This window comes from Nannocystis pusilla, assembly GCF_020073745.1.
Lineage (GTDB): Bacteria > Myxococcota_A > Polyangia > Nannocystales > Nannocystaceae > Nannocystis > Nannocystis radixulma.
Window position 1 is genome coordinate 96,240 of the sequence record NZ_JAIRAU010000008.1, and the last position, 23,284, is coordinate 119,523.

A 23,284-nucleotide genomic window follows, 5' to 3' on the forward strand; every position below is an offset into this window, starting at 1 on the left:
GTTACTCCGTAACCACGATGCGGATTTTGGTCCCATCCGGCAGGCCGCGGCAAGCGTTGCCGATGCACGCCCCGGCTCCACGGTTGTCGCTGGGGTCGATCGGGCGGACGCTTGCGCCTTCGCCGCCTTCGCGTGTGAACGCCGGTGGATATTCATCGCGGTCCTTGCCCTTGACCTTCTGGTGGCCCTTCATGGACTGAGCGCGACGACCTGACGTGCCAGGGCGCTCGATCGTGAGTACATCTGGGTGCCCAGCCCGCTTTGCGTCAAGAACATGTTGCGACGCCTTGGGGTGACGTGAGAGGCGGAGTTGCACGTCCTTGACCACCTCTAGGGCGTCGTCCAACGCCTTGCGGACGGCCTTGCGGGCCTGCTTGAGCGCCTGCTTGGCACCCAGTTTGCCGCCTTTGCCGATGAGGCCGACCGGGCCGGCGGCGAGAGCGGCGGCGGTGTCGTAGGCATCGGACGCGGTAGTCGCCCAGTCGAGGGTCGTCAGGGCGAGATCGAGGACGCCCAGCGCGGCCGCAGTGAGCTGGGCGGTGCGATACTCCGCGAGGGCGCGGTCGCGGGCAACGGCGGCCATGCGGGCGCCAAACCCGGCATTCGGGCTGCCCGGGTAGTTGTCGAGGACGCCGGGGCGGTTCTCGCTCCCGTGGGCTACGCCCTTGTGCCCGGTCGGGTCGGTGAAGGTGACGGGGTTGCCGCCGACGTAGCTGTAGGGGTTGGCCTCTCCGGGCGTGCTGAGTGCGGCGTCGGGGTTGTCGAGCAGGAAGTGCGGGTCCGGGCTCGCCCAGCGCCCGAGCGCGGGTAGGTAGTGGCGGACGCCGATGGCGACGGCGCCGCTGAGGGGGTCGTCTTCCTTGCTGGTGAAGCGGTAGGTCGGGCCGAGCGCCAGTCCCGAGCGCCAGGCGATCCGCGGCGCCCCGTAGGGGTCGGCAGCGTCGCGGGCGACGACGCGGCCGCGGTAGTCGAGCACGAGCGCCGCGGAGCCGAGGCGGTCGGCGACGTGGAAACGGGTGTGCTCATCGGGGACGAGCGCGTGGTCGGAGCCGCCACCGCGGTGGCAGCTCAGGGTGAGGCCGGCGAGCGCGAGCACAGCAGGGGCGAGGCGCGAGCGAGGACGAGGGACCCGCCGCGCAACTGCGGCGAGCAGCGCGAGGAGACCGAGGAGCACGAGCACGGCCAGGGCGTGGAGCGAGCGCAGGCCCGTCGCGGAGGGGACGGCGGCCTGCAGCTCGCCGAAGCCGCCCGCCGGCAGCGGGACCGGGCTTTCGGCGATCCGCTCGCCGGCGAAGTGGACCCAGCGGACGAGCTGGCGGTCGCGGACCTCAGCGTTCTTCGTGAAGTAGAGGACCTCGTGCTCGAGCTGGCCGCGGGCGTCGTACTCGCGGCGGATCGCCCGCTCGCCGGTGTAGGCGTAGACGTGCTCGACGCGGCGGCCGTCCACGGAGGTAAACGACCGCACGCGACCGAGCGGGTCGTAGCGCCAGGTGCCGGCGGGCAGCGAGCCCTCGTCAGCGACCGCGGCGAGCTGGCCGGCGGCGTCGTAGTCGAGCACCTGGTGATCGAGGGTGACGGCGGCGTGGGGGCGCGCGTCGTCGTAGCCGAGCGTGCGGCCGGCGTGGGCGAGTAGGTTGCCGTCGTCGCTGTAGCGCCAGGTCTGCGTGACCCCGGCGGCCGTGTGGCCGACGAGCCGCCGCAAGTCGTCGTACACGAACGTCTGCGCGAGCGAGAGACCCTCAGCGGCGAGGTCGTCGCGGGTCTCGGCGAGCTGGCCGGCGGCGTCGTAGCGGTGCGCGAGCGACAGCAGCGCGCGCGAGTCGGCGGTGACGTCCTGGCTCAGCACGCGGCCGCCGCGGTCGAGCTCGCGGTGCAGCGCGACGCCGGACGGCAGGCCGATGCGGCGCCAGCGGGCGAGCGCGTCGTACTCGACGTCGTCGGTGAAGTGCTGGAGGGGCCGCTCGAGGCCGCGGGGCGTGTAGTCGTGATCGAGGGTGCTGCCGTCGGGGTAGATGTCGCGGACGACCCGATCTTGCGCGTCGTAGACCTGTCCCAGGGAAAAGGTGACGTCGCCGCGCGCGGCGGCGAAGGTGCGCGTCGTGTTGACGATGCGCCCGCGTGCGTCGTAGGTGAAGGCGACGCGGCCGGCGTCGTCCTCGACCTCGGCGAGCTGGCCGCGCGCGTGCGGACCGGCGCCGTCGTACTTGTAGCGGGCTTCCCCGACCGGCTCGCCCGCGGGGTCATGGGCGCGCTCGTGCAGCAGACGGCCGAGGGGGTCGAAGGTCCACGTCACGCGCGCGCCGGTGGCGTCGGTGCGCTCGCGCAGGCGGCCGGTCCGGTCGAAGCGCTGGCGGATCGCGCCGGCGTCGGGTGAGTCGACCCGCGTCAGGCGGCCGGCGCCGTCGCGAGTGAAGGCGGTTCGGTGGCCGGCCGGGTCCGTGTAGACGGCGAGGCGCCCGGCGGCGTCGTGTTCGTAGCGGTGGGTGATCGTGCGGTCGGCGAGCAGCTCCAGGCGGGCGACCGTGTGGCCGAGGCCGTCGAGCTCGGCGCGCTCGGGCGTGTCCTGGTATGGGGGCTCGGGGTGCACATCTTCGTGATCGCGGCGCTCGCTCCGCAGCGGACCGTAGGTCGTCCGGGTCTCGCGGCCGTCGGCGTCGCGCGTGAAGACGACGCGGCCCAGCGCGTCGGCGTGGGTGATGCTGCGCGGCCAGTCGCCGGGTAGCTCGATCGCGGCGCCGGGATTGAGCGCGGCAGCAGCGAGCGGCTGGCCCTCGACGAGCTCGGCGACGGCGCCGGCGTCCGAGTAGACGCGGGCCTCGTCGAGCACGGCGGCGGTGCCGGTGTCGTCTTGCGTGACGCGGACGCGCGGACGACCGAGACCATCAAGATGATCGGCGATGAGGTCGACGTCCGGCTCGCCGCTGACGCGCCGCAGCTCGGTCACGATCGACGGGCGCGGCGTGCTGCCGTCGAGGAAGTAGCGGTAGCGGGTTGTCGGCAGCTCGGGCGAGTCGCCGGGGAGCGCTTCGGCGACCAGGCGGCCGAGGCCGTCGTACTCGGCGCGCGTCGTCGCGCCGCTCGGACGCGTGACGGACAGCGGATGGCCGTAGCGGGCGTCCCAGACGGCCGTGGTGACGAGATCACCGGCGGGCAGGTGCAGGCGCTCCTCGGCCGGAAAGAGACCCTGCGCGTCGTAGAGGCGCTCGAGCGTGCCGTCCTCGGCGTCGCGGACACGGGTGATGTTGCCGCGGGCGTCGACGGTCTGGCGCAGCGACGCGATCCAGGTCTCGCCCTCGGTCCAGGTCTCGACGCGGGCGACGACGCCGCGCGCGCCGAGCTGGCCGAGCGGGAGCCCCTGTTCGGCTTCGCCGTCGTAGTAGGTGCGCGTGGCGGTGATCGGCGTGCCGTCCGCGTCGGTGACGGTCTGCTCGGCGAGGCGATCGCGCGGGCCGTCCTCGACGGTCGGCTCGGCGTAGACGGAGGTCGTGATCCGCTCGTCGCCAGGGAGGTCGGCGGCGGTCTGGCGGTCGACGCGTCCGAGCGCGCGCTCCTCGAGTACGTTGCCCCATTCGTCGTGGTCCCATTCGGTGCGCACGCGGACGGCCGCGGACTCGGGGCCCGCCTCGATGTGGTAGGTGTCCGTGGCGATGCGGCGGACGGCGCGGACGCCCGGCGCGGGCATGTCGACCTCGAGCGTGTGCTCCTCGTGGACGAGGACGCCACGGGGGCTCGCGGTCTCGGAGGCGAGAAGTTGCAGCGCGCGGGCTTCTTCGGTCTGGCCGAGGTCGTAGCGGCGGACGAGCGTCGCGGGCTCGGTGTAGGCGTCGCCGGTGGTTTCGTCGCGCAACTCGGCGAAGCCGCGGAACTCACCGCGTGCGGGGTCGTACCAGCCATCGCGTAGGCCGCTCCGGAGGGTGCTCGACCAGCCGGCGCCGTCGTCCTCGCGCGTCTCGGCCAGCACGGGCAGCGGCTCGGGCGGCGTCGTCGTCCACGGCGTCCCGGCGTCGGCGTCCTCGGCCGCGAGCGCGGCGGCCGAGCGGTAGCGGTGCTCGCGGACGTAGCCGAGGCCGTTCTCGAACCGTGCGAGCAGGCCGGGGCGCTCGGGGTACAGCGACCAGACGCGCCAGGGTTGTGAGCCGTCGGTGTCGACGCGGAGGACGTCGACGGTGCCGCTGCCGTCGATGTCGGTGACGATCACGACCTCGTCTGCTTCCAGTGCCGGCCAGGTGACGGAGCCGGCGGCGGCGAAGCTGCCGTCGAGTTGATTGATGTGGAGGTCGAGCTGGCTGCCGCCGATCCGCAAGATGTCGGCGGCGCCGTCGCCATTGATATCGGTGAGCTCCCAACGATCCGTCTCCTGCATCGCCGGGACGCCGGCGAGCTCGATCGGCTCGTCGAACAGCCCGAGCCCGGCGCCCGCGGCGACGAGGATCCGGGCGTCGGCCCGGAGGATGCGGACGAGATCGGGGAGCCGGTCGCCGTCGACGTCCGCGAGCTGGACGTCCGGGTCGCCGAGCCGCATGCCGGCGGGCGGCGGGGGGACGGCTTCTGCCGGCTCGTAGCTGGCGAGGTCGCGGTGACGGAGCCAGATCCAGCCGTCGGCGTCGTCGTGGCGCAGGACGTCGATCCGGCCGTCGAGGTTGAGATCGACGAGCGCGACACGCGGGTCGGCGAGCTCGAAGCCGAGATCGAGCGGGATCGGGTCGGCCTTGCCGAAAAGCGACGCGCCGCCGCCGAGATAGCTCCACAGCTCGCCGGGGGTCGGCTGCGCGAGCAGGTCCTGTACGCCGTCGCCGGTGAGGTCGGCGAAGCGCGTCGTGGAGGCCAGCGCGACCGCGGGAGACGGGAGGTCGGTCCAGTTCGGGGCGAGCCGCACGTCGCCGAGGTTTTTGCGGTAGCGCCAGGCGCCCGGTTCACCCTCGAGCAGATCGGGGAGCGCATCTCCGTCGACGTCGAGCCACGCGCGGCCGTCGGCGGTCGGGTCGAGCGCGGGGGCGCCGGCGACCTCGCGCGCGAGCGGGGTCGTGGCCTCGCCGGTGTAGTCGAGCCGCCAGGTCGGCAGCGCAGCGCCGTCCGCGGCGACCGTGGCGATCGAGGTCAGGCGGCTGCTCGGGGTCTCAGTGCTGCGGGTGTAGGTCAACGTCGTCGTCCGCACCGGCTCGCCCGCGGCCTCGGTGCGGATCGCCTTCAGCCGATGCGCGAGGGTGATCCGCAGGCCGAGTGCGCGGCTCGTGATGATGTCCGGGCGCGGCTCGTAGTCGAGCCGGACCTGCGCGCGGCCGTCGTTGTAGGTGATCGCGGACAGCAGCGGCGTGTCGGTGCCGTCCTGGCGCGTGTAGTGGAAGTCGATCCGGTTGCCGTGGACGTCCGTGATCGCCGAGATCTCGAGGCGCAGCACCCCGGCGTCGCCGACAAGGCGGGCGTCGTCCTCGAGGCCGAAAAGGTAGCCGGTGCCATCCGTGGCGAGCGCAGCCATGGCGCCGCCGGGCAGCTCGCGGACGACGATCGGCGCGCCCTGCTCGATCCGTTGGCGGTAGATGCCGGGGGCTGTCTCCGTCAGCTCTTCGCCGTCGCCGAGGTGGCGCAGGATCCACACCGGCGGCTCACCGTCCCGAGGTAGCCCGGCGCGCGGCGAACGTTCGATCGCCGGCAGGCCGAGCGACCAGCCGAGGCCGACGAGGCCCGCGCCGCCGCCAGCGTCGTAGCGCAGCGCGAGGGTTGGCGCATGGCCGGCGCGGCCCGGGGGCACGTCGATCGGGTAGCTCAGCGACGGCAGGCCGGTCGCGGGGCTGACCTCGTAGGCGCGCCCGAAGCCCTCGATCGACGCGGGACCTTTCGGGATGTTGATGGCGGTGGCGAGCGTCGCGCTGGTGTCGGCGCGGGCAGTGCTCGCGAGGAGCGCGAGACCAGTGATGATGAGACCTGTTCGCAGGGACATGGGGAGCCTTTCATTGGCAGGAACAGAAGCCGCGCCATCCATGGCACGTGAGTGACGGCCCAACGGCCCGTGAGACGGTCGAGGCGCGAAGCACGAGGGGGCTACACATTCATCGAGGTCGCTGGGACCAGGTGACCCGAGTACGACTGAGCAGCACCATGGCCAAGCCCCCAGCCAGCGCGAGTGCGCCGGAGATCACCAGCGCGGTCGCGGGCAGGTAATTGGGCTCGTACTCCGGCGTCTGGCCGTCGTCGAACCTCGGTCCGCGGCTGCGTAGGCCCTCCAACAGGAGGAGGATCCCCGCCGTCCCGATGGCCGCGCCTCCGAGCGACATGGTGATGATCCCACCGATCCGGAGCCCGACTCGACCGGGTTTGACTCGCGCCACGATATCGCCGCTGTAGTTGGACAGGGAGAACTCGCGGGACTTGATGATGCCGTCACCGTCGAATATGAACGATTGCCCCTGGCGACCATCGATCACCTGGTCGCAGGGGGCCGCGCAGACCGGGCGAGACGTGACGCCGCTGCTGAACCCCGTCCGGTAGTTCACCATGGTGAATCTTCCCGTGATCTCGAGCAGCCTGACGTTCGCGGGCCGCGTGAGCTCGATGTGCAGGCGTGGCGCGCCCGGGACCGCCTGCGTCGCGGCATCGTTCCCCGCGACCTCGGCGTTCGATCGGACAGCCCAGACATGGGCATTGGCACGGGCCGGCATCCCGGCGAGCGGGATGGACAGCATGAGGATGGTGAGCATGGAATGGCGAGAAAATCTGCGCAGCATGTCGGAACCTCCTGTTCGCGGGGACGTGAAGGGGTCTTCGAGGAACACCGTGCCGTCCGTGGCACGTGGGGGCGCGCACGACGGCGCGCTCGGGGAGGTCTACAACCCCATGAGATTGCCGAGGCTCGAGCCGACGTTCGTCTGCGGCTCGATGCGGGCTGGGTCGGCCTCCTCTACGTCGTGCTCGGCTCCATCCGCCAGGATTGGGGGGCCACACGGCCCCGTGGTTGTCCCGCATCGCACGCGGGGCACGAACCCGAGCTGCGCGGCGCAGCGGTACACGTTCGACCGCTCGGCATCGCAGCACTCGACGAGCATGACGCGACCGGCTCGACTCAAACTCCGAGGCGTGAATGTACCCTGGAGCGCAGCCTCGGCGCCCCGCTTCAGGCTGCGCAGCGACCACCAGCTCCTTTCGAGACTGATCCGCTCGGGCTTCTCGTGGGCGTAGCAGAGGAGGCACACGACGCCGCCTAGCAATCGCTCGATGAGCTCGAGCGGGTCGTCGTCAGGAATCGGCGTGGTCATGGGACCTATCCTCCGCAGCTCGGCGTGAAGACGCCTTGCCCTTCGGGGGCGATCGAGCCGGCGCGGTGGTGTAGGCGCAGCACGACGTCGCTGACGTGGTGAAGGTCGACGTCGCGGTTGGCAGGCGCCTTGTCCGCCGGCGGGATCGTGAGCGTCCACTGCTCGCCATGGACCGGCCATGCGGCATAGCCTGCGTTCGGGCCGGCGGTGCCGAAGTCGCCGACGCCAGCCTGGATCACGATCTGCTCGCGCTCAAAGCTGTAGGGCACGTAGGCCGACCAGGACGGGAGGTCCGCGCCGTCGCAGCGCCGCACGCCCGCGAGGCCCTGGCGGGTGAGCCATACCTCGGCCTCGCGGTCGCCGAGGTAGTCGCCGACGAGCTTGACCTCGACCTTCTCGACCCGGTCGTCGCACAGCGCGGCCGAGAACAGCGCGTGCTCGAAGGCCGACAAGGCGAACGGTAACGCGACCGAGCCGTCCGGCAAGCGGTGTAGCGGGTCGCGCAGGAGCGCGGCGAACTGCTGGCCCGGCGTCACGGCCGTGCCGTCGACGTCGACGACGTCGCGGGTGATGCCGAAGATGTCCGAGCGCAAGCTGACCTCAGTGACGTAGGGCTGCCCGAATCCGTGCTCGAGCCGATAGTCCTCGTAGATGCTATCCAGGCAGGCGAGGAGCGAGGCGAAGTCGGCAGCCGACCGCGCAGCGGCGAGAGTGTCGCGCCCCGTCGGCAGGGGCTGGTTCAGCTCGTACTCGAGGGCGCGGAGCGCGAGGTAGACGCGGCGCGCGGTCTGCTCGCGGACCGGGAGGACGCGGCGAGCCGCCTCGAGCCGCGCTTGCAGGAAGTGCGGCCGCGTGAGCGCGTTGTCGGGGCTGTCCTCGACCATGTGACCGATGGCCTGGGCCTTCTCCTGCAGGAGCGCGCCGACCTCTTGAAAGGCGCTCCACATCGCCGTCCTCGCGGTGTCGCGTGCGAGCTCGGCTTCCTCGACCTCGAGCTGCAAGAGCAGGCCCTCGGCGCGGATGTTCTTCACGAGGGCCACCGACGCGGCGCGCCGAACCTCGAGGTCGCTCGCGCGGATGGCGGCGTCGATCTCCGCGTTGATCGCCGTGATCGCCTGCTGTTCGTTGCGCGCCAGCTCCTCCTGCGCGTTCGTCAGGCCCGCCTGCCCGAGGATGCTCTTGCACTGGTTGTCGGTCTGGACGTTGCGGCTGTTCTCCTGCGCCTGGCACCCCAAGATCGCGCCGGTGAGCTGCATCGGGTTCGGGATGGCAGTCCCGAGGATGCTGGGCCCCGAGAACATCGCGGAGCCGATCTGCTGCAGGCAATCGGCCTGCTGGACGTCGGCCTCGGCGTGGGCGTTCTCGCGGACGCGGCTGCACTCGGCGGCGGCCTCCGCCTGCGCGAGCGCGGAGCGTTCCTTCCCCGCCGCGTCCTGCACCTTGAAGATCTCGCCCTGCGCCGCTTCGATCTCGGCCTGGAGGTCGAGGTGGATCGCTACTTCCTTTCCGAAACGCTCCTCCTCGACCGCGATCGCGTGGAGGTTGTTCTCCACGGCCTGGGCCGCGTGGCGGATGCGCAGGCCCGCCGCGTCGACCGCGGCCTTGAGCTCGGCGATCTGGCCGCCGTGCATGCCGCACTGCTCGAGCGCGGGTCGGGTCTCGCCGGGGAGACTGCCACAGAGCGCGCGCAGCTTGCCGTCGTACTCGACCTCGAGCTGGAATACCGTCGTATCGAGCGCGTAGGTCTTCTGCTCGTAGTCGCGGATCGCCTGCCATGCGTCGCCGAAAACCTGCTCGAGCTGCGCGAGGTCGTCGGTCGCCAGCAAGTGGACCGCCTCAAAGTTGCTACGGTGTTGCTCGAGATCCTGGAGGCTGAGCGCCAGCGGCACGTACGCGGCCGCGTAGCCGAACGAGGTGTCCGCGCGCAGCGCCGCGTGGACCGACGCGAGGGACTGGACGGCGGGCCCGAGCGCGTGGAGGCCGGCCGCCGCGCCCTCGTGGTCGTGCAGCCGCACGTGCAGCTCAGCGCCCGCGGCATGCGTGGCGATCGCGGCGAGGCGCACGGCAGCCCGCACGTCGGCGGCGTTCGTGCCGGAGAGGTCGGCGAGGCGGGCCCATCGGGCCGTGGCGCCGGCGAAGTTCGCGACCTGGGCGAGCGGGGCCAGGGCGACGTGTTCCTCCACGAGGTCGGGGTTCTCGGCCGCGATCACGTCGAGCGCCGCCGCGAAGGCCGGAGTGAGCGTCGGCGCGAGCGCGGCCGCGAGACGCTGGCGATCCGTCGCGAGGAGCTGGAGCTCGCGGGCGAGGACGTCCGAGACGGGTGCGCCGAGCTCGTCCTTGTACGCGAACGCGGCGTCGATCTGGGTCTCGGTGCTGAGCAGCCCGGCGGCGAGCGCCTCGTCCGCGGCGTAGAGGGCTGCGTAGAGCTCGTAGAACTCGCCGGTCTTGCCGGGCGTGTCCTGGGCACCGCGACGGATGAGGGTGTGGGCACAGCGCATCGAGGCGATGTCCAGGCATGCCTGGCCCTCGGCGTAGGGCGGCGCCGTGGCGGTGCAGTCGTCCCAGGTCCAGGCGCTCGGGGGCTTCACCTGGCCGCCGCCGCTCAGCTCCGCCAGGACGACGGGGAGGTTCCATGCGGAAGTCCGGAGCGCGCTGCCGCACTCGAGCTTGTCCTCGGTGGGACAGTTGCCGGTCGCGCACGCGTCGCAGGCTGGCGTCGGTTCGACGAGGGTGTCCGGCGTCCCGTAGACCGTACCGAGACCCTCACAGGCGTCCGTGTCGACGCCGGGCGGGGCGAGCCAGGTCGGCGCGGCCGCCGGGCCCGGCGGATCGTCTGCGGCGTGGACGAGGCCCGTGAGCGGGCCATGACGACGGAGGACGAAGGTCCCCTCGACCTGCACGGGGGTGTCGCGCAGTCCCGTGATCGACTCGACGAGCGTGCCCTCGAGCCCGGATCCGTCCCGAGTTCCCGTGAGGATGAAGGTGCGCCCGAGCTCGCGGGCGAGGGGGCTGTAGCGCCAGTCGTCCGCCGGCAAGCGATCGCGCAGCTCGATCGTCACGTCCCCAGCGGGCGTCCAGGTGCCGGTAACCGCGAGCGGCTGGGGCCACAGGAGGCTCGCGTCGGTGTCGACCCGTCCGGCGATTGTGCCGTCGTCACGGAAGTCGAGGTCGAGGACCAGGTCACTCTCGCCGAGGCCGGCGCCGCCGACGGCGAAAGCCGCGGTGCCGCGGAACTGCCCAGACTCCGGCGCGGCTTCGACCTCGATCGACCATAGGAGCGCGCCATCACTGGTGAGGATCTGCACCGGCAACAGCCGGTCGGTCGCCGCGAGCGCCTCCACGTCAACATCGGCGCGGAGCTCGACCTCGGCCCCCGGGGCCAGCTCGGCGAGCGTGCGATCGAGGTCGACGATGGTATTGGCCGAGTCCAGGCGGTACTTGAGCGCGCCGGGGCCCTCGTTACGGAGCGTCGTGCGTGCGGTCGCCTCGCCGAACCCCAGCACGGTAAAGCGCTCGACGAGCACCGGGGTCCCCGCCAGCTCGGGCTCCTCGCCGCCGTCGGGCAAGCAGCGGCCGTGCGTGTCGCACGACGCACCTGGCGCGCACTCCTCGTCGGCGCTACAGCCGGCGACACAGATCCGCAACTCGCAGAAGCGGCCCGCATCACAGTCCGCGTCGACACGGCAGACCTCCGCGCCTGGATCGATTCCAGGATCTGGCGGCGGTTCAGCGTCGAACACTGGTGCCGTCGTATCGGGCGGCGATTCGTGGGCGACTTCTCGAGTGCAGGCCAGCAAGAACAGCAGGGCCGACCCGGCCCTGGGGATAGCGGACAACTTCACGATGCACCTCACCTGTGGCGCTCCTGCGAGCGCAGTTCGTTGCGCAGAGAATCGGCGGCGAGGGCCGCCGTCGAGCGCCCACGTACGGCGGGCGCGACGTGCTTAGGGGGCGCTTGCCGACGCGAACGAGGTCGACACGCCCGAGGACGCGGACGAGGGTGGCTTCGGCGGTGGGCTCTCCTGAGCGGCCGCACGAAGCCGGTTGAGGTTGGGCACGATGAACTGCCGACGACCCGCACGCACGATGAGGCCCTCGCGCTCGAGACGCGCCAGCTCCAGGGTCACGGTCTCACGCGTGCAGACGACACGCTCTGCAAGCTCTCGCTGGGGCCCCAGCGTGACCTTCCGGCCATCGGCGGTGGCACGGCTGGCTTCTGCAAGGCGGAGAAGCTGGCCGGCGATTCGCGCACGAGCGTCGAGGCTGTGCGCGTCGCACAGGCGAAGCGTGACGGCCTGCCGGCGCGACACCGACTGCGCGACGATGGCGCGCTCCACAGCGGCGTGCTGGTCGAGCACGTCGCGGAAGACGGCCCGCGGCACGAGCGTCACCAGCGCCGGAGACGTGGTGATTGCCATGTCCTCGCGGGTCGCCGAAGAGGTCCAAAGGCAAGCCTCGCCGAAGATGTCCCCCGGAGAGAAGTCGCCCACGTTGATGGTCCGACCCGCTCGGGACTCCCAAAGCGCCGAGACATGACCGCCGTGGAGACAGTACACGTGCTCGGCGTCCGTCCCGGGCGTATGCAAAATGGTACCTCGGGAGACCTGCCGCGTGACGGAAGCGCCTGCAAGCGCCTGCAGCGCCGGGTCCGACAACCCCGACAGGATGGACAGCCCTCGGACACACCACAGCGTGGGAGGAGGCTCAATCTTCATGGCGGCTCCCCCTCCGTCTCCGCGAACCAGGGGCCCAGTTCGCACGGCTCGTCGAGGTAGCTTCCCTCGCTGGCCAACACGCGATCCGCGTCACTGCCGGGCCGTCCGAACACGTGGACGGCGTGCTCATGCATGACCGTCCAGATCTCCCCGCGCGTATCCAACTCGCGGGCGAGCGCGACCCGCTCCGCCGGAGAGAGGCCCCGAGTCACCCCCACCGCGCTCCGGAGGCAGTTGCCGAGCTCGGCTATCGATCGGAATGCGCCGCGGTAGTTACCCCGGTCCCGATGGGGCGCCAGGGATCGCGGCAAAGGCGCGGAGTCACCATACAGTCGCAAGCTGCACCTCCCATGGGGCGCTCGTCCGAGCGCGTTGATGACGCAGCACGGGCGGCGTGGGCGCCAGCCCACGGCGCCGCGAGGCGTCTTACTTCTCTGACGGGCAAATGTTCGCCAAGAGCCCCTTAAACGTGCGTTCAGGACGCCAAAAAAAACTGCAAGCCGCTGGGCGCGCGATAGAATCTGCTCGCCGTGACCGACGAGACCTGGGAGATCAAGCCGCTGGGCAAGGACTACGCGACGACCGAGGAGGTCATGGACGCCGGAGGGGTCGAGCGAGGGGCCATCTACGAATGGATGCGGGAGGGCCTGCTGCCGAAGCCCCGGTCGACCTTGGGCCGCGGCATCATCGCCAAGTGGCCGATGATCGCCCTTGATCTTGCGAAGTTCGTGCGCAGCCAGCGTGACCTCGCGTTCGGCTTGCCCGAGATCCGTCCGCGGATCGTGGCGGCGTTTGGCGAGAAGATTCTCGACGTGTTGGCCAAACCCCGCGGGCCCCGAACACGAGGCGGCGAGAAGTCGACGACGCCGGCGAAGAAGGCCGCGAAGAAGGCCGCGAAGGCGACCGCGAAAACCTCCGCGAAGAAGGGCGCGAAGAAGGGCGCGAAGAAGAAGGCGGCGCAGAAGGCCACGAAGAAGAGGTAGGCGACCTCCTACCCGCGGTCCCTCCTGTTCCGTCACAACACCGTTCGCAGGACAAGGCATCGGTCGCCCGCTTCAAGGCTGAGGTCCACGCACCGCCCGGCTCAGCGCGAAGAGCTCGGAGAGTCGCCCCGAGGCGTCACAGTTGACGCCGGCCTGCGCGAGTTCGGCAACAACGTCGCCAGGGAGTTCCGCTCCGAACTGGCCGTCCCAGAAGACCTCGTCGAGGAGATCGAGCGCGTCGTCTGACAGCCCCCGTAGCCCGGCGGGCACGAGCCCCAAGTGCGCTGCGACGCGCAGGAGCATCGAGGGGAGCTCGTGCTCGACGGGCTCGACGTGGGCGGGCAGCGCGGACACACGAAGTCCGTCCGCCTCGACCTCCCACACGTCCCCGGCAGGGCTGACAAAGAAGATGTGATCCGAGCCCCCGGCGTAGAAGCCGGGCGGGGGGCGGGCGCTGAACATCTGACTCCTCCGCGTCGAGAAAAAGGCCTTCCGTGGCCGTGTGCGCTCCATGCGGGTTCGCCGGCGCGCTCCCTGGCGCCAGCGTGCGTTGGTCGGCAGTGAAAGTGTTCGCCAAGCATATCTTAAAAAATCCGTAAGCACTCTTTAAAATTGTAAAAGACGGTGGCATTGAGTGTAGGATCACGCTGGCCATGACTGAGGACCCCAAACCCCTAGGCAAGGACTACGCCACGACCGACGAGGTGAGCGCGGTGGCCGGCGTCGAGAGGACGGCGCTCTACGAGTGGCTCCGGGAGGGTCTCCTGCCCCGGCCCCGGACCTCCGGCGGGCGCGGCATCATCGCCAAGTGGCCGATGATCACCCTGGAGCTCGCGAAGTTCGTGCGCAGCCAGCGCGAGCTCGCCTTCGGGTTGCCGGAGATCCGACCGCGGATCCTGCAAGCCTTCGGCGAACAGATCCTTGAGGTGCTACCCGAACCCCGCGGCCCGCGGCGACGTGCGCAAGGCGGGGACAAGCGGACCGACCCACGGGGCAACCAGACCGCGCGCACCCCGGGGAAGTGCCGGTCGACGGCCGGTGAGTGATGCAGGTTGCTGGGGCTCTGCGCGCGCTGCATCGGCGAGCGAGGGCGCCGTGCGGTTCCCTTGCGACCGTCCTGGGATCTCCGCGTCCCCGCCATCTCCTCGCCCTGCCTTGGAGCCGGTCCGCGGGCGTGCATCGGCGGCGGGTCCGAGGCCATGCGCGGCTCGCCGATGCCGCCGGGCACGGGATTGTCGAAAAATGTCAGTAAGTTAAAAATAGGCTTGACGTTGAGCCAGCCACCTGCGAGCATTTTGAAATGACCAAAATGCCTGAGCATTCGCCGCAGTTAGTGACCATCCAAAATAGCAAGAGGAAAGCACTAGCTCAAGGCCAAGCCATTGTTAGCGAGGATTTCGTCGCGCTCACGAGACTTGACAATGGAGAAAAGTGGTTGAGTGAGTGGGTAAATTCACCTGCACGATTTGATGCGCAGGAGCTCGTGGTGGTGACCGCAAACAGGGACAAGAACCGTTTGATCGAAGGTTTTCTGTCGCTCTACTATTTCAATGAAGCCGGTGTGATCCCAGCCGCTAAAGGCTGGGAGCGGTTTGTTGCCATTCTGCGCAATAACGACAGGCCGTTTGAAGGAAGCTTTGCATATCGAATCTGGAAAGCGTCGCAGACCGATGAGCCGGTTTGGTATGCCGAGGAATGCCTCATCTACTCTGACGTGTCATTTGCTGGTGAACTGCAGGCCCTTGGACCATTCGACATCAAGAACAATCTCCCGGCAGATGCAGATACGATGGCTTCTTTAACGGTTCGGTACAGACTGTACCGTTCAGCCAACGATTTCGATTATACCTTCCGCCAACTGTTACACACTCATCCCAGGTACGCCGAGTATCGCGAACGAATCCTGATCCCCATTGCGGATGAGCTGGCCTGCTTGATTTCAGTGGCAACGGGCCGTCGTTTGATTGGTGACAGTGTTGCTTCGCGCTGGTTCGGCCTGTCTCCCGATCCTTTGGGCGAAGCTCGGGATCCCGGACCAAGGCCCAAAATCCAGGCACAACGCCATCGTTCTATATTGCCCTACTATTTTTCCCGCGAGCGTGACAACTTGGCGACGGCTGAACCTGTGCTGAGGCAGTATTTTTCGCTGTCAGCACCGCTTGCCGCTAGGTTTCTGCGCGCCGCTGTCCTGTACAAGAAGGCTCTCCTTCAGTCGGATCTTGAACCTGACCTCGCATGGATCTGGGGAGTAGGCGCAATCGAGGCGCTGGCGGAGGTTCCCGGTGATCACGCGGGCGCCCTCAATAGATTCGTCAGGTTCCTCATCGCGCACTTACCTCCTCCTCCTCCGGTTCGTCCGCCTCGCGGTGAACTTACTTGGGATTCCTCCCTCAAAAAGTCATTTGAGCAGATCTATGCCTATCGCTCAGATTTTCTCCACGCCGGGCACCAATTCCCTTCGCCAATGTCGCGCCCGCCTGAGAACCTTTCAGCGTTCTTCAGAAAAGAAGAGATCTCGGGAGCAGAAGTTTTCTCAGAGCGGCCAAGAGGTGGCATTGGCATTGGACCTACGCGGTACGAATCTGAGGCATGCCCCATGCAATTGCATGTGTTCTTGTACATTGTTCAGGGATGTCTCTTGAAATGGCTTGATTTGACGAGCAAGGCGGAGAGCGCAGCAGCACCTACCCTTCCCGTGTCATCACGGCTAGAGGTGACGATCACTCCTGCGGCTGATCGGATTCGGGTCGTGGTCGTCGATGAGGATCAAACGGTAGTTCAGGATGAGAAGCTCCCCAAAGCGGACCTCCTTTCCAGTACGCTGATGAATATCTTGCCCTCGGGATACGAAGTTTCAGAAATCGTGTTGCTAAGAACCTCAGAGGTTCCAGCAGGTGCCCCCGCAAGTGAGAACTTAGCGGAAAGTGTCACTCTTCCAAAAGAGGGAGATGCCCCTGGTGATGGAGGCCGTGAGGGAGCAAGTAACATGTAGAGTTTCAGCGACCTCGCGCCGGCTCGCCGTAGAGCCGGCGCTGACTAGCTAGCTAGCCGGCGTCGGAGATTCCGTTCAGGATTTTTACGGGACCGGGCGGTGCCTCAAGGGTTGTCCCGGGGTTGATCTGGACCTAGGGCCGGAGGATCGGCCACGAGTCGAGCTCGACGCGGCCGAACAGCCTCGCTATCACGCTATGAGGGTTCATCCTTCTTATCTTTCTTTTTTGCCGCGTCTGCTAATTGGATGCGGCGCTGTCTGTCTCGTTCAAAGAGATCGACATGGTACTTGGGAGTGTAGTACAGGAATTTGGGTTTGGGTGGGAGGATGCGCCGAAGCTCCGCGAGGGGATCCGCTTCCCCGTCTCTCGTGTCGTCGTCCGCCACCTCGTCGTCGTTCGCCAGGTCCGGGCTCACTTCGTCGTCGTTCTCGCTCTCGTCGGTGCTTTCGCCGAGCTCAGGGTCGAAATCCGCGTCCTCGTCGGGGTTCACGAACCCGTCTGTCGAGCTATCGTCGGCCTCGGCTAGATCCACGCCACCGCGGAGCCAGCGCATCAGTTCGGAGTCGGGGCGCAGCAGTTCGCTGAAGACGAATACAGTCTGCCGCCCCTCCAGCCGTACAAACTTCGAGTAGAGGCGGTACGCCGCGATCGCGTATCGGAACGACCTGGGCCCCCCCGTGAGCCGATAGCCCAGCACCTTTTCGATCGCCTGGCGGAGCTCGCGACCCACCCCGCGAATGTCGCGGCCGCGTGCGGCGAGAGCGACCATCCCCTCTGCGAGCTCCCGGCGTAGTTTCTTGGACCACCCGGTCGGATCATTGGGTGACATGGGCTGCAAATCTGCGATCTGCTGGGCGCGGAACCTGATGCACTCCAGGACGTCCGCCGGCACTTTGCAACGACAGGAAATCGGGGCCGGACGGCGGACCGGGATCCCGAGGATCGTGTCCGCGGGCTCAGCGACCCGAGCGGGTGCTACGACCGCCGCTTGGCGCGGCGGCGGTGGAGGCGAATGAATGGGCGTACGCATCACTACGCGTGGAGGTTCGTCCGACCAAAGTTCCTCGCGTTGCCCGAGTTCCTGAACCGGGATGACCCGCACGGTCACAGTCGCATCGCCGATGATGGTCAGCTCGACGTGCTCGGCGTCTTCTGTAGGGAGGAGGACGAGATCGTTGGTGGGGTCCAGCCGGCAGTATGCGAGCACGCCGCGGATGCTTGCGACCGTCAGTTCGAGGACCCGGCCGCGATACCGGACGGTAAGTGGTCGAGGGCGCGCTTTCCCGACGCTAGCGAACGCGGAGCGGAGTGCGTCCGTGCGGTCGTCGTGCACGGAGAGCCAAGCGACGCCGCCGTCGGTGAGCACGTGGACCAGCGCGAATTTCGACCCGAAGGGCAGGACGCGCAGCTCGCCCCTGGACGTGATCGCGCGGTAACTTCCGTCCTGCTTGAACTCCTGCCACTGATGCGGCCTGCTCGATGCCAACGGGCCGCAGCCTACGCCATAGCGCCCGCACTCGATCACGCGCTCCATGACGTCCGAGTACGGTCCATAGGCGAGCATGCGCGTCCCGTAGTCGGCCGGCCAGACGAGCTCCGCGCGCGCCATGGGACCGTCGATGTGGAGCTCCAGGCGGGCCTCGTCGAGCTGAAGCGTGGTTGCTGGAGTGATGGTTGCACTCCGGCGTATGCGCCCAACACGCCATGCAGTAATCGCGGGTTTCTCGGACGGTGCGCGCTCCGCGAGTGACATTCGCCCCCTCAGCATTTGGGTATCCCAGGCCGCTCCATGCTGGGCAAGCACGCGGCCGAATTTTCGGCCCTTGGGCCGTAAATGCCAAGACTGCGGCTGAACTGCCCGCCGAGCTCGCCCGACTTGCATTATGAAATGCCCGCTCGAGGCCGCACAGGACACGGCGCTGAACATCTGAGACCCGCGACCGCGAAGCCAAGAATCATGGTCCGGCTGACCGCGCGACGCGGCTGTGGCGATCCGTGACGCGCAGCCTGCGCGGGGCGGTGCTCGCTTCGGCAGATCGCGGCATTGCCGGGCAATTGAGCCCCGTCCCCGGCTGCCAACACCCTCCGGCAGCGCTCCAGGCCGTTCGGCGCCCGAATGCGCTTCAAGGGCGGCAACAGCACAGCTCGCGGCAGATCTCCGGCAGAAGCTCGTGGCAAGCGGCTGGCGAGCCCCTGACGCACCGGGGAGATGGCAAACGACTGCATTGCCGGGCAATTGAGCCAGTCTCCGGCTGCCAGCATCCTCCGGCGGCGCTCCAGGCCGTTCGGGCGCTCGGATGCACCTCAAGGGGCGGCAAGAGCACGGCTCGCGGCGGATCTCGGGTTGAAGCCTCGTGGCAAGCGGCTGGCGGGCGGCCGGCGCACCGGGGGATGGCAAACAACGGCATTGCCGGGCAAGAAAGCCGCCGCCCCGTGTCAAGCGCTCTCTGCGCTCGCCCTCTGTGTCGTTCTCCGGGCTCCGCCCCGCGCGGCGCGGCAAGACAACCCGCTGCCGCGAGACGGCCTCCAGAACTCGCGCTTTGCGACCCACAGAATGGCCAGGGCCATGCTTGCGGCCCGGCAGACGGCGGCATTGCCGGGCATTTGCTCGAGGGCCCGGAGCTCAGCGCTTCGCAGCGACCTGTGAAGGCGCCTCGGCTGCCGACGGCTCTCTGTCGGCCGGCAGATCCCGAAGTTCGTATGCGTCCGATTGACTGCGTCTCGCTCTACGCGGGGCGGGTCGGCTACACCGGGAGCGGATGCTCGCCGAGCGCGATACGGCGGAAGACGTTGGCGGCGAGCCGCTGCTGAGCCTCTGGCTTCTGGAGCGTCTCGCGCCAGGAGACGGGGGCGAGCTCGAGGACGCGGGAGCGCGGCCAGGAGGGCAGCAGGCAGAGGAGGTCGCGGAGGTAGCTGAGGGGCTCGATGGCGTGCATCTGGCAGCTTGCGAGCAGGGACACGAAGACGGTGTTGGCGCGCGCGCCGTCGTCGCTGCCGACGAAGAGCCAGTTTTTGCGGCCGACGGCCTCGCGCCGGAGCGCGCGCTCGGAGATGTTGTTGTCGAGGGGCAGGCGGCCGTCGTCGAGGAAACGGCGCAGGGCCGCCCGCTGGTTGCGAGCGTAGGTCAGCGCGGCGGCCAGCGGCGAGCCGTCCAGGGCGGCCTCGGCCTGCGTGTCGCACCATGCGAAGAAGGCGTCGACGATCGGCGCCGAGACCTTCCGGCGCACCGACTCGCGCTTCTTGCGAGCCTCGTCGGCGAGCTTCTCCTCGACCTTGAAGAGCTTGCGGATCAGCCCGAGCGCGTGCCTCGCCAGCTCCGGCTCGGTGCCCAGCGTCTTGTAGAAATAGCGCCGACAGTGGGACCAGCACGCGACTTCGACGACGCTGCCACGGGCGTAGAGGTGATCGTAGACCGAGTGCGCGTCGGCGACGAGGTAGCCCTCGTAGCCCGCGAGCAGGCGATCGACGGCCTCGCTGTCGTGCTTGTGCGAGAATCGATACAGCACGTGCCGGCCGGGTGCTATCAGCACCCAGAAGTGAGCTCGCTGGCACTGCTCGGACGCCTGCACGAGCACCCCCGTCGCGTCGACGCAGAGGTAGGGCGACCGGAAGGCGTCGGCCAGCATCGCCTCGACCAGCGGTTCGACGAGGTCGGCGAGCTGTTGATGCCAGCTGCAGATCGTCTGGCGCGAGAGCACGAGACCCTCGCGGGCGTAGATCGCCTCCTGGCGGTTGCTCGGCATGTGGTCCTGCCAGCGCTGGACGATCGTGTGCGCCAGGAGGCCGGGGCCGGCCAGGCCGCGCTCGATCGGCCGCTCCGGCGGCGGCGCGATCACCACGGTCGGGCTCGCGGCTGTCTCTTGGGCCAGCTGCTCTGCGATCGTCTCCGCCGGATCGTCCTTGCGGGCAAACTTCGGCCGGACGATTCGCGCGACCACCAGCGAGGCCGGACGACGCTCGACCACCTCGCTGACGACCTCGCCGATCCGCCGGAAGCTCGACAGGCCCTCCTGCAGCACCTCCGGCGGCAGGACCTCGATCTCGACCCGGGGCAGCGCCTCCGGCAGCTTGCGCCGCCCGCGACGGGGCCGCCGCGGTGCACACGTGTCACGCGGTCCGGTGTCACCGTCACCGTCGCCGGCGCCGTCGTCCTCGTCGAGCGCGTCGCTCAGCGCGTCGTCCAGACCGTCGTCCTCGGCGACCGCCTCGGCTTCGTCCGGGCTCAGCAGCATGCCGAGCAGCTGCATCGACAGCTGCGCCTCATCGCCACCGCGGTCACGCTCCGCCTTCTGTCCGACGACGATGCCTCGCTCGAGCAGCCGGCAGCGCTCCAGGAGCTGCATGTAGAGCGCCCGGTACCGCTCTCGGTCCGAGGTCGCATTCGCAAGCGCCTCGCGCAGCGCGTGGAGCTCTCCTCGGAGTTGCTCGGCCTCGGCCTCGGTCACGCGCTCGTTGTACGGATCCGCGCGTCCACGTCAAGAGCGTTTTCGCACCGCCTCTCGCGGGACGCCCCGGAGCAGCGCGGCGAGGCTGCGTTGGTCGATCTCGATCGCCCGCTGCGACGCGTCGGTGGCTCTCGGCGCCTGCGTCGTCGCGCGATGCAGCCGCTTGTACAGCAGCGCGTAGCCGGTCTGGTCCCACCACAAGAGCTTGAGCCGATCACCGCGCCGGCTGACGAAGACGAAGAATGCACCGTTCCGCGGATCGCCGCCCATCTCTGCACGGACCGTCAGCGCCAGCCGATCGAAGCCACGCCGCATGTCCTGCGGCTCCGGGCATACGAAGACCCGCACGTTTGAGGGGATCATCGACGACCTCCGATCGCGCTCAGCAATCGTACGAGCATCTCAGCGTCGACCTCGCCGCGGACCCGGACCAGCGCTCCGCCGAGCTCGACCTCGATGACTCCGACCTCTTTCGCCAGCGCAGCCGCGACCTGCTCCGTCACGTCGACGAGATCAGCGGCCGGCGCGCGAGTCTTCGTCGATGCGGTTGCCGCTGTCCGCCGTCGCAGCTTCCACCGCCAGCCTGCGAGCGTATGCGGGTTGACGCCGATCTTCGCCGCGTACTCCTTGCACGTCAGGCCGCTCCGGGCCCATGCCTCGACCCGCTCCCGCCATACGGAGCTCGTCTCGAGCGCCTTCACCCATCACCTCGCTCCCGGATCCGCTTTACGATGTCCTTCGCCGTCGCAATCCGAAAGTCCAGTCGGATCCCACCCGCCACGGGGTGCTCCTCCCACACCATGTTGGGGGGCAGCAGCAACGAGAAGCTTCCTCGAGGCGGTGTTCTGGGCTGCACCACGACCGCGCCGCGCGTGTCCGAGTCGTCGTTCTTCTTCGAGGTCATCGATCCTCCGCGAGCCCTTGTAGAGCCTCGGCGGAGGCCGGTCACGACGCACTACGTCGGACGGATACCGAAGTTCCAGAGGATAATCCATGCAGGAGCGGCATAGACTGCCCTTACGGCTCGGCTCGTGAAGAGCGCTCGCGGCAGTGGCCGGCAGCTTGGGGCAGAACCGGGTCGCGACGCGGCAAACCGGGATTAGCGCCCACCATGCGAGCAGCGGTCGACGCGAATGCAGCTCCCAGCGGCAACACACGGCAAAGCGCTATGGATAATCTGAATCGGGCTAACCGGCCCTGCAGCGGGGCCGAGGCGCTGCGTATCCTCCGAGGATTGGCTAGAAACTCGGCAATGCCGGCGATTCGTGGGTGCTATGACTAGTAGAGCGATATGCGTGCAGCGCTGTAGAGGATCACGGCACTCGCCCACCGCTGAATGCTCATAGTTGCGCCATCGGCCTCCCTCCGGACTTCCGTAGCTCGGACTGGTGCCCGGCCGCGTTCACTGGTACGATGAAGGTGATGGGTTCCAAGGTTCACAACATCATGGTCACAGCGAATGCCAAGGTCCTCGAGCAACTCGACGGCGTTCCCGCCGGGCGGCTCAAAGAGCTGCTCGTCGAACTCCGCGAGCGGCATGGTCCGGACGCCACGCTGCTCGTGGACGGGAAGGACGTCTCGGCGGCGCTCGTCCCCACCAAGCCGAAGCCCGACCGCGAAGCGCCGCCCCGGCCGAAGCGGGCCCGTGAGGTGACGGTGCGGCAGTCCCCGCTCTCCAAGGGCGAGGCGGCGCCACGGGGAAAGGAGTGGGAGGGCGTCGAGCTGGCCCACCACATGCTGTGGGAGAGCTACGAGCGGGCCGCGTTTATTCAGTCCTACATGCTCGAGCAGATGACGAGCAACGCCCTCGAGATGAATCGCAAGTTCTGCGATCAGGTCCAGGAGCACCAGGACCGCTTCCAGGCGGCCATGCAGAAGCTCGACGTGATGAGCTGGGAGCACAAGATGATCGAGCACGAGACCGCCGGCCGTCGCCTCTCTGCGCACTTCCGGCGGATGGCGGCCGACGAGCGGAAGGAGGACGATAGCCCGCTCGACTGGCTCGAGGGCGTCGCCCGCGGCCTCGGCCGCGCCTTCGCGGCCTTCGGGGACGGGTCGGACGATACCAACTGAAAGGAGTGAGATATGGCAGACAATCCCAACACAGGGTCGGCAGGTTCCCCCGGGGACTTCATGAACGGGGTCCGCACGGCGGTACGCTCTGAGATGGAGCAGGAGTACACCAAGCGTCTCGCCGATGCGCGGAAGCAGATCCGCGTCGAGCAGGACGAGGCCGACGCGGCACGGATCTGCGCCGTCCGGGAGACCATGGGCGTGCGGATGGGCGAGTACCGGCGCGGGAAGATCTCGCACCTCCTCGGGATCGGCGCCGCGGCCGTGGTCAGTTTCGGTGTCGGCTACGCCGCCCAGCGCAGCGCCGATGTGCGGATCAAGGGCGTCCCGGCGCTGGCGATCGCGGGGCTTCCCGGCGTGGCGCTCGGCGTGGCGTTCGACGAGAGCCTGGCATTCCGCGCGTCGCTGGTCGTCGGCGGCGCGATGTTCTCGGTGGGCACCGCGGCCTACGCGCTCGCGCACCCTGAGCCGCCAGCGCCCGCCATCACCCCAGCCCCCCCGATCGACGGAGCGATCGTATGAACACGGTCGTCGCTCGTGTCCTCCGCGTGCTGACGGGCCAATCTCCGATCGCCCTGGTCCACGCGATCGACGAGCTCGGGCATGAGCACAAGCTCGAGCTGCCGGCTGCCACCGTGCGCGGCGTGACGACCGGGCACTTGCTCGTGCTGCAGTGGTCGCTCCACGCGCCCCCCGGCCTCGTGGGACCCACCGCCGACACGACGCCCGCCGAAGTCGCGCCGCGAGCGGAGACGGGCAACACCACGTCCGCGTCGCAGCTCGAGGCGTTGCTCGGCTTGAGTCGCGGTACCTGACGTCCTTCGG

At 68.8% G+C, this 23,284-nt stretch carries 16 protein-coding genes; 6 read left to right on the forward strand and 10 right to left on the reverse strand.

Annotated elements, in window-relative coordinates; genetic code table 11:
• Position 1 precedes the first annotated feature (1 nt).
• The 5 genes from K7C98_RS10210 to K7C98_RS10230 form a co-directional block, all read right to left on the reverse strand.
• Positions 2-5,938, reverse strand: coding sequence for a toxin TcdB middle/N-terminal domain-containing protein (locus tag K7C98_RS10210; RefSeq protein WP_224191412.1), 5,937 nt, complete (start codon positions 5,936-5,938; stop codon positions 2-4).
• A 109-nt stretch (positions 5,939-6,047) separates the two neighbouring features.
• Positions 6,048-6,722 carry a hypothetical protein gene (locus K7C98_RS10215; protein ID WP_224191413.1) on the reverse strand — a complete coding sequence of 225 codons (675 nt, stop codon included), beginning with the start codon at positions 6,720-6,722 and terminating at the stop codon, positions 6,048-6,050.
• A gap of 99 nt (positions 6,723-6,821) precedes the next feature.
• Positions 6,822-7,250: a hypothetical protein gene (locus K7C98_RS10220; RefSeq protein WP_224191414.1), complete on the reverse strand. Its 429-nt coding sequence runs from the start codon at positions 7,248-7,250 to the stop codon at positions 6,822-6,824.
• 5 nt (positions 7,251-7,255) lie between these two features.
• Positions 7,256-11,092: a hypothetical protein gene (locus K7C98_RS10225; protein ID WP_224191415.1), complete on the reverse strand. Its 3,837-nt coding sequence runs from the start codon at positions 11,090-11,092 to the stop codon at positions 7,256-7,258.
• A gap of 102 nt (positions 11,093-11,194) precedes the next feature.
• Complete coding sequence (locus K7C98_RS10230) at positions 11,195-11,965, reverse strand: Crp/Fnr family transcriptional regulator (protein WP_224191416.1); 771 nt, start codon at positions 11,963-11,965, stop codon at positions 11,195-11,197.
• A 530-nt stretch (positions 11,966-12,495) separates the two neighbouring features.
• On the opposite strand from K7C98_RS10230, the gene K7C98_RS10235 reads away from it, so the two are divergent.
• Entirely contained in the window at positions 12,496-12,948 is a 453-nt protein-coding gene (locus K7C98_RS10235; protein ID WP_224191417.1) for a hypothetical protein, read from the forward strand.
• A gap of 72 nt (positions 12,949-13,020) precedes the next feature.
• On the opposite strand, the gene K7C98_RS10240 is transcribed toward K7C98_RS10235, so the two are convergent.
• Complete coding sequence (locus tag K7C98_RS10240; RefSeq protein WP_224191418.1) at positions 13,021-13,410, reverse strand: hypothetical protein; 390 nt, start codon at positions 13,408-13,410, stop codon at positions 13,021-13,023.
• A 191-nt stretch (positions 13,411-13,601) separates the two neighbouring features.
• Here K7C98_RS10240 and K7C98_RS10245 point away from each other — a divergent pair, with 191 nt between their 5' ends.
• A complete protein-coding gene (locus tag K7C98_RS10245; RefSeq protein ID WP_224191419.1) occupies positions 13,602-13,994 on the forward strand; it encodes a MerR family transcriptional regulator in 393 nt (130 codons plus the stop codon).
• Positions 13,995-14,248: 254 nt separating this feature from the next.
• Complete coding sequence (locus K7C98_RS10250) at positions 14,249-15,940, forward strand: hypothetical protein (RefSeq protein WP_224191420.1); 1,692 nt, start codon at positions 14,249-14,251, stop codon at positions 15,938-15,940.
• A 194-nt stretch (positions 15,941-16,134) separates the two neighbouring features.
• Here the strand turns inward: K7C98_RS10250 and K7C98_RS10255 are convergent, their stop codons facing one another.
• The 4 genes from K7C98_RS10255 to tnpA form a co-directional block, all read right to left on the reverse strand.
• Positions 16,135-17,694, reverse strand: coding sequence for a DNA polymerase V family protein (locus K7C98_RS10255; RefSeq protein ID WP_224191421.1), 1,560 nt, complete (start codon positions 17,692-17,694; stop codon positions 16,135-16,137).
• A gap of 991 nt (positions 17,695-18,685) precedes the next feature.
• Positions 18,686-20,386 carry an IS66 family transposase gene (gene tnpC, locus K7C98_RS10260; RefSeq protein WP_224191172.1) on the reverse strand — a complete coding sequence of 567 codons (1,701 nt, stop codon included), beginning with the start codon at positions 20,384-20,386 and terminating at the stop codon, positions 18,686-18,688.
• A gap of 30 nt (positions 20,387-20,416) precedes the next feature.
• The gene (tnpB, locus tag K7C98_RS10265) at positions 20,417-20,749 is read right to left on the reverse strand and encodes an IS66 family insertion sequence element accessory protein TnpB (RefSeq protein ID WP_224191171.1); all 333 of its coding nucleotides are present in this window, start codon (positions 20,747-20,749) and stop codon (positions 20,417-20,419) included.
• The gene (tnpA, locus tag K7C98_RS10270; protein ID WP_224191170.1) at positions 20,746-21,087 is read right to left on the reverse strand and encodes an IS66 family insertion sequence element accessory protein TnpA; all 342 of its coding nucleotides are present in this window, start codon (positions 21,085-21,087) and stop codon (positions 20,746-20,748) included. Before tnpA ends, tnpB begins: the two co-directional genes overlap by 4 nt.
• 712 nt (positions 21,088-21,799) lie before the next feature.
• On the opposite strand from tnpA, the gene K7C98_RS10275 reads away from it, so the two are divergent.
• The 3 genes from K7C98_RS10275 to K7C98_RS10285 all read left to right on the forward strand — a co-directional run bounded on the left by K7C98_RS10275 (position 21,800) and on the right by K7C98_RS10285 (position 23,274).
• Entirely contained in the window at positions 21,800-22,459 is a 660-nt protein-coding gene (locus K7C98_RS10275; protein WP_224191422.1) for a hypothetical protein, read from the forward strand.
• Positions 22,460-22,552: 93 nt separating this feature from the next.
• Complete coding sequence (locus tag K7C98_RS10280) at positions 22,553-22,981, forward strand: hypothetical protein (RefSeq protein ID WP_224191423.1); 429 nt, start codon at positions 22,553-22,555, stop codon at positions 22,979-22,981.
• Positions 22,978-23,274, forward strand: a complete 297-nt coding sequence (locus K7C98_RS10285) for a hypothetical protein (RefSeq protein WP_224191424.1) — start codon at positions 22,978-22,980, stop codon at positions 23,272-23,274. The genes K7C98_RS10280 and K7C98_RS10285 overlap by 4 nt, the downstream gene beginning before the upstream one ends.
• Positions 23,275-23,284: the final 10 nt, after the last annotated feature.

Coding starts and splice junctions, on each gene's coding strand:
- K7C98_RS10210 (WP_224191412.1), bottom strand. CDS start 5,938: ATGTCCCTGCGAACAGGTCTCATCATCACTGGTCTCGCGCTCCTCGCG.
- K7C98_RS10215 (WP_224191413.1), bottom strand. CDS start 6,722: ATGCTGCGCAGATTTTCTCGCCATTCCATGCTCACCATCCTCATGCTG.
- K7C98_RS10220 (WP_224191414.1), bottom strand. CDS start 7,250: ATGACCACGCCGATTCCTGACGACGACCCGCTCGAGCTCATCGAGCGA.
- K7C98_RS10230 (WP_224191416.1), bottom strand. CDS start 11,965: ATGAAGATTGAGCCTCCTCCCACGCTGTGGTGTGTCCGAGGGCTGTCC.
- K7C98_RS10240 (WP_224191418.1), bottom strand. CDS start 13,410: ATGTTCAGCGCCCGCCCCCCGCCCGGCTTCTACGCCGGGGGCTCGGAT.
- K7C98_RS10245 (WP_224191419.1), top strand. CDS start 13,602: ATGACTGAGGACCCCAAACCCCTAGGCAAGGACTACGCCACGACCGAC.
- K7C98_RS10250 (WP_224191420.1), top strand. CDS start 14,249: ATGACCAAAATGCCTGAGCATTCGCCGCAGTTAGTGACCATCCAAAAT.
- K7C98_RS10255 (WP_224191421.1), bottom strand. CDS start 17,694: ATGTCACTCGCGGAGCGCGCACCGTCCGAGAAACCCGCGATTACTGCA.
- tnpB (WP_224191171.1), bottom strand. CDS start 20,749: ATGATCCCCTCAAACGTGCGGGTCTTCGTATGCCCGGAGCCGCAGGAC.
- K7C98_RS10275 (WP_224191422.1), top strand. CDS start 21,800: ATGAAGGTGATGGGTTCCAAGGTTCACAACATCATGGTCACAGCGAAT.
- K7C98_RS10280 (WP_224191423.1), top strand. CDS start 22,553: ATGGAGCAGGAGTACACCAAGCGTCTCGCCGATGCGCGGAAGCAGATC.
- K7C98_RS10285 (WP_224191424.1), top strand. CDS start 22,978: ATGAACACGGTCGTCGCTCGTGTCCTCCGCGTGCTGACGGGCCAATCT.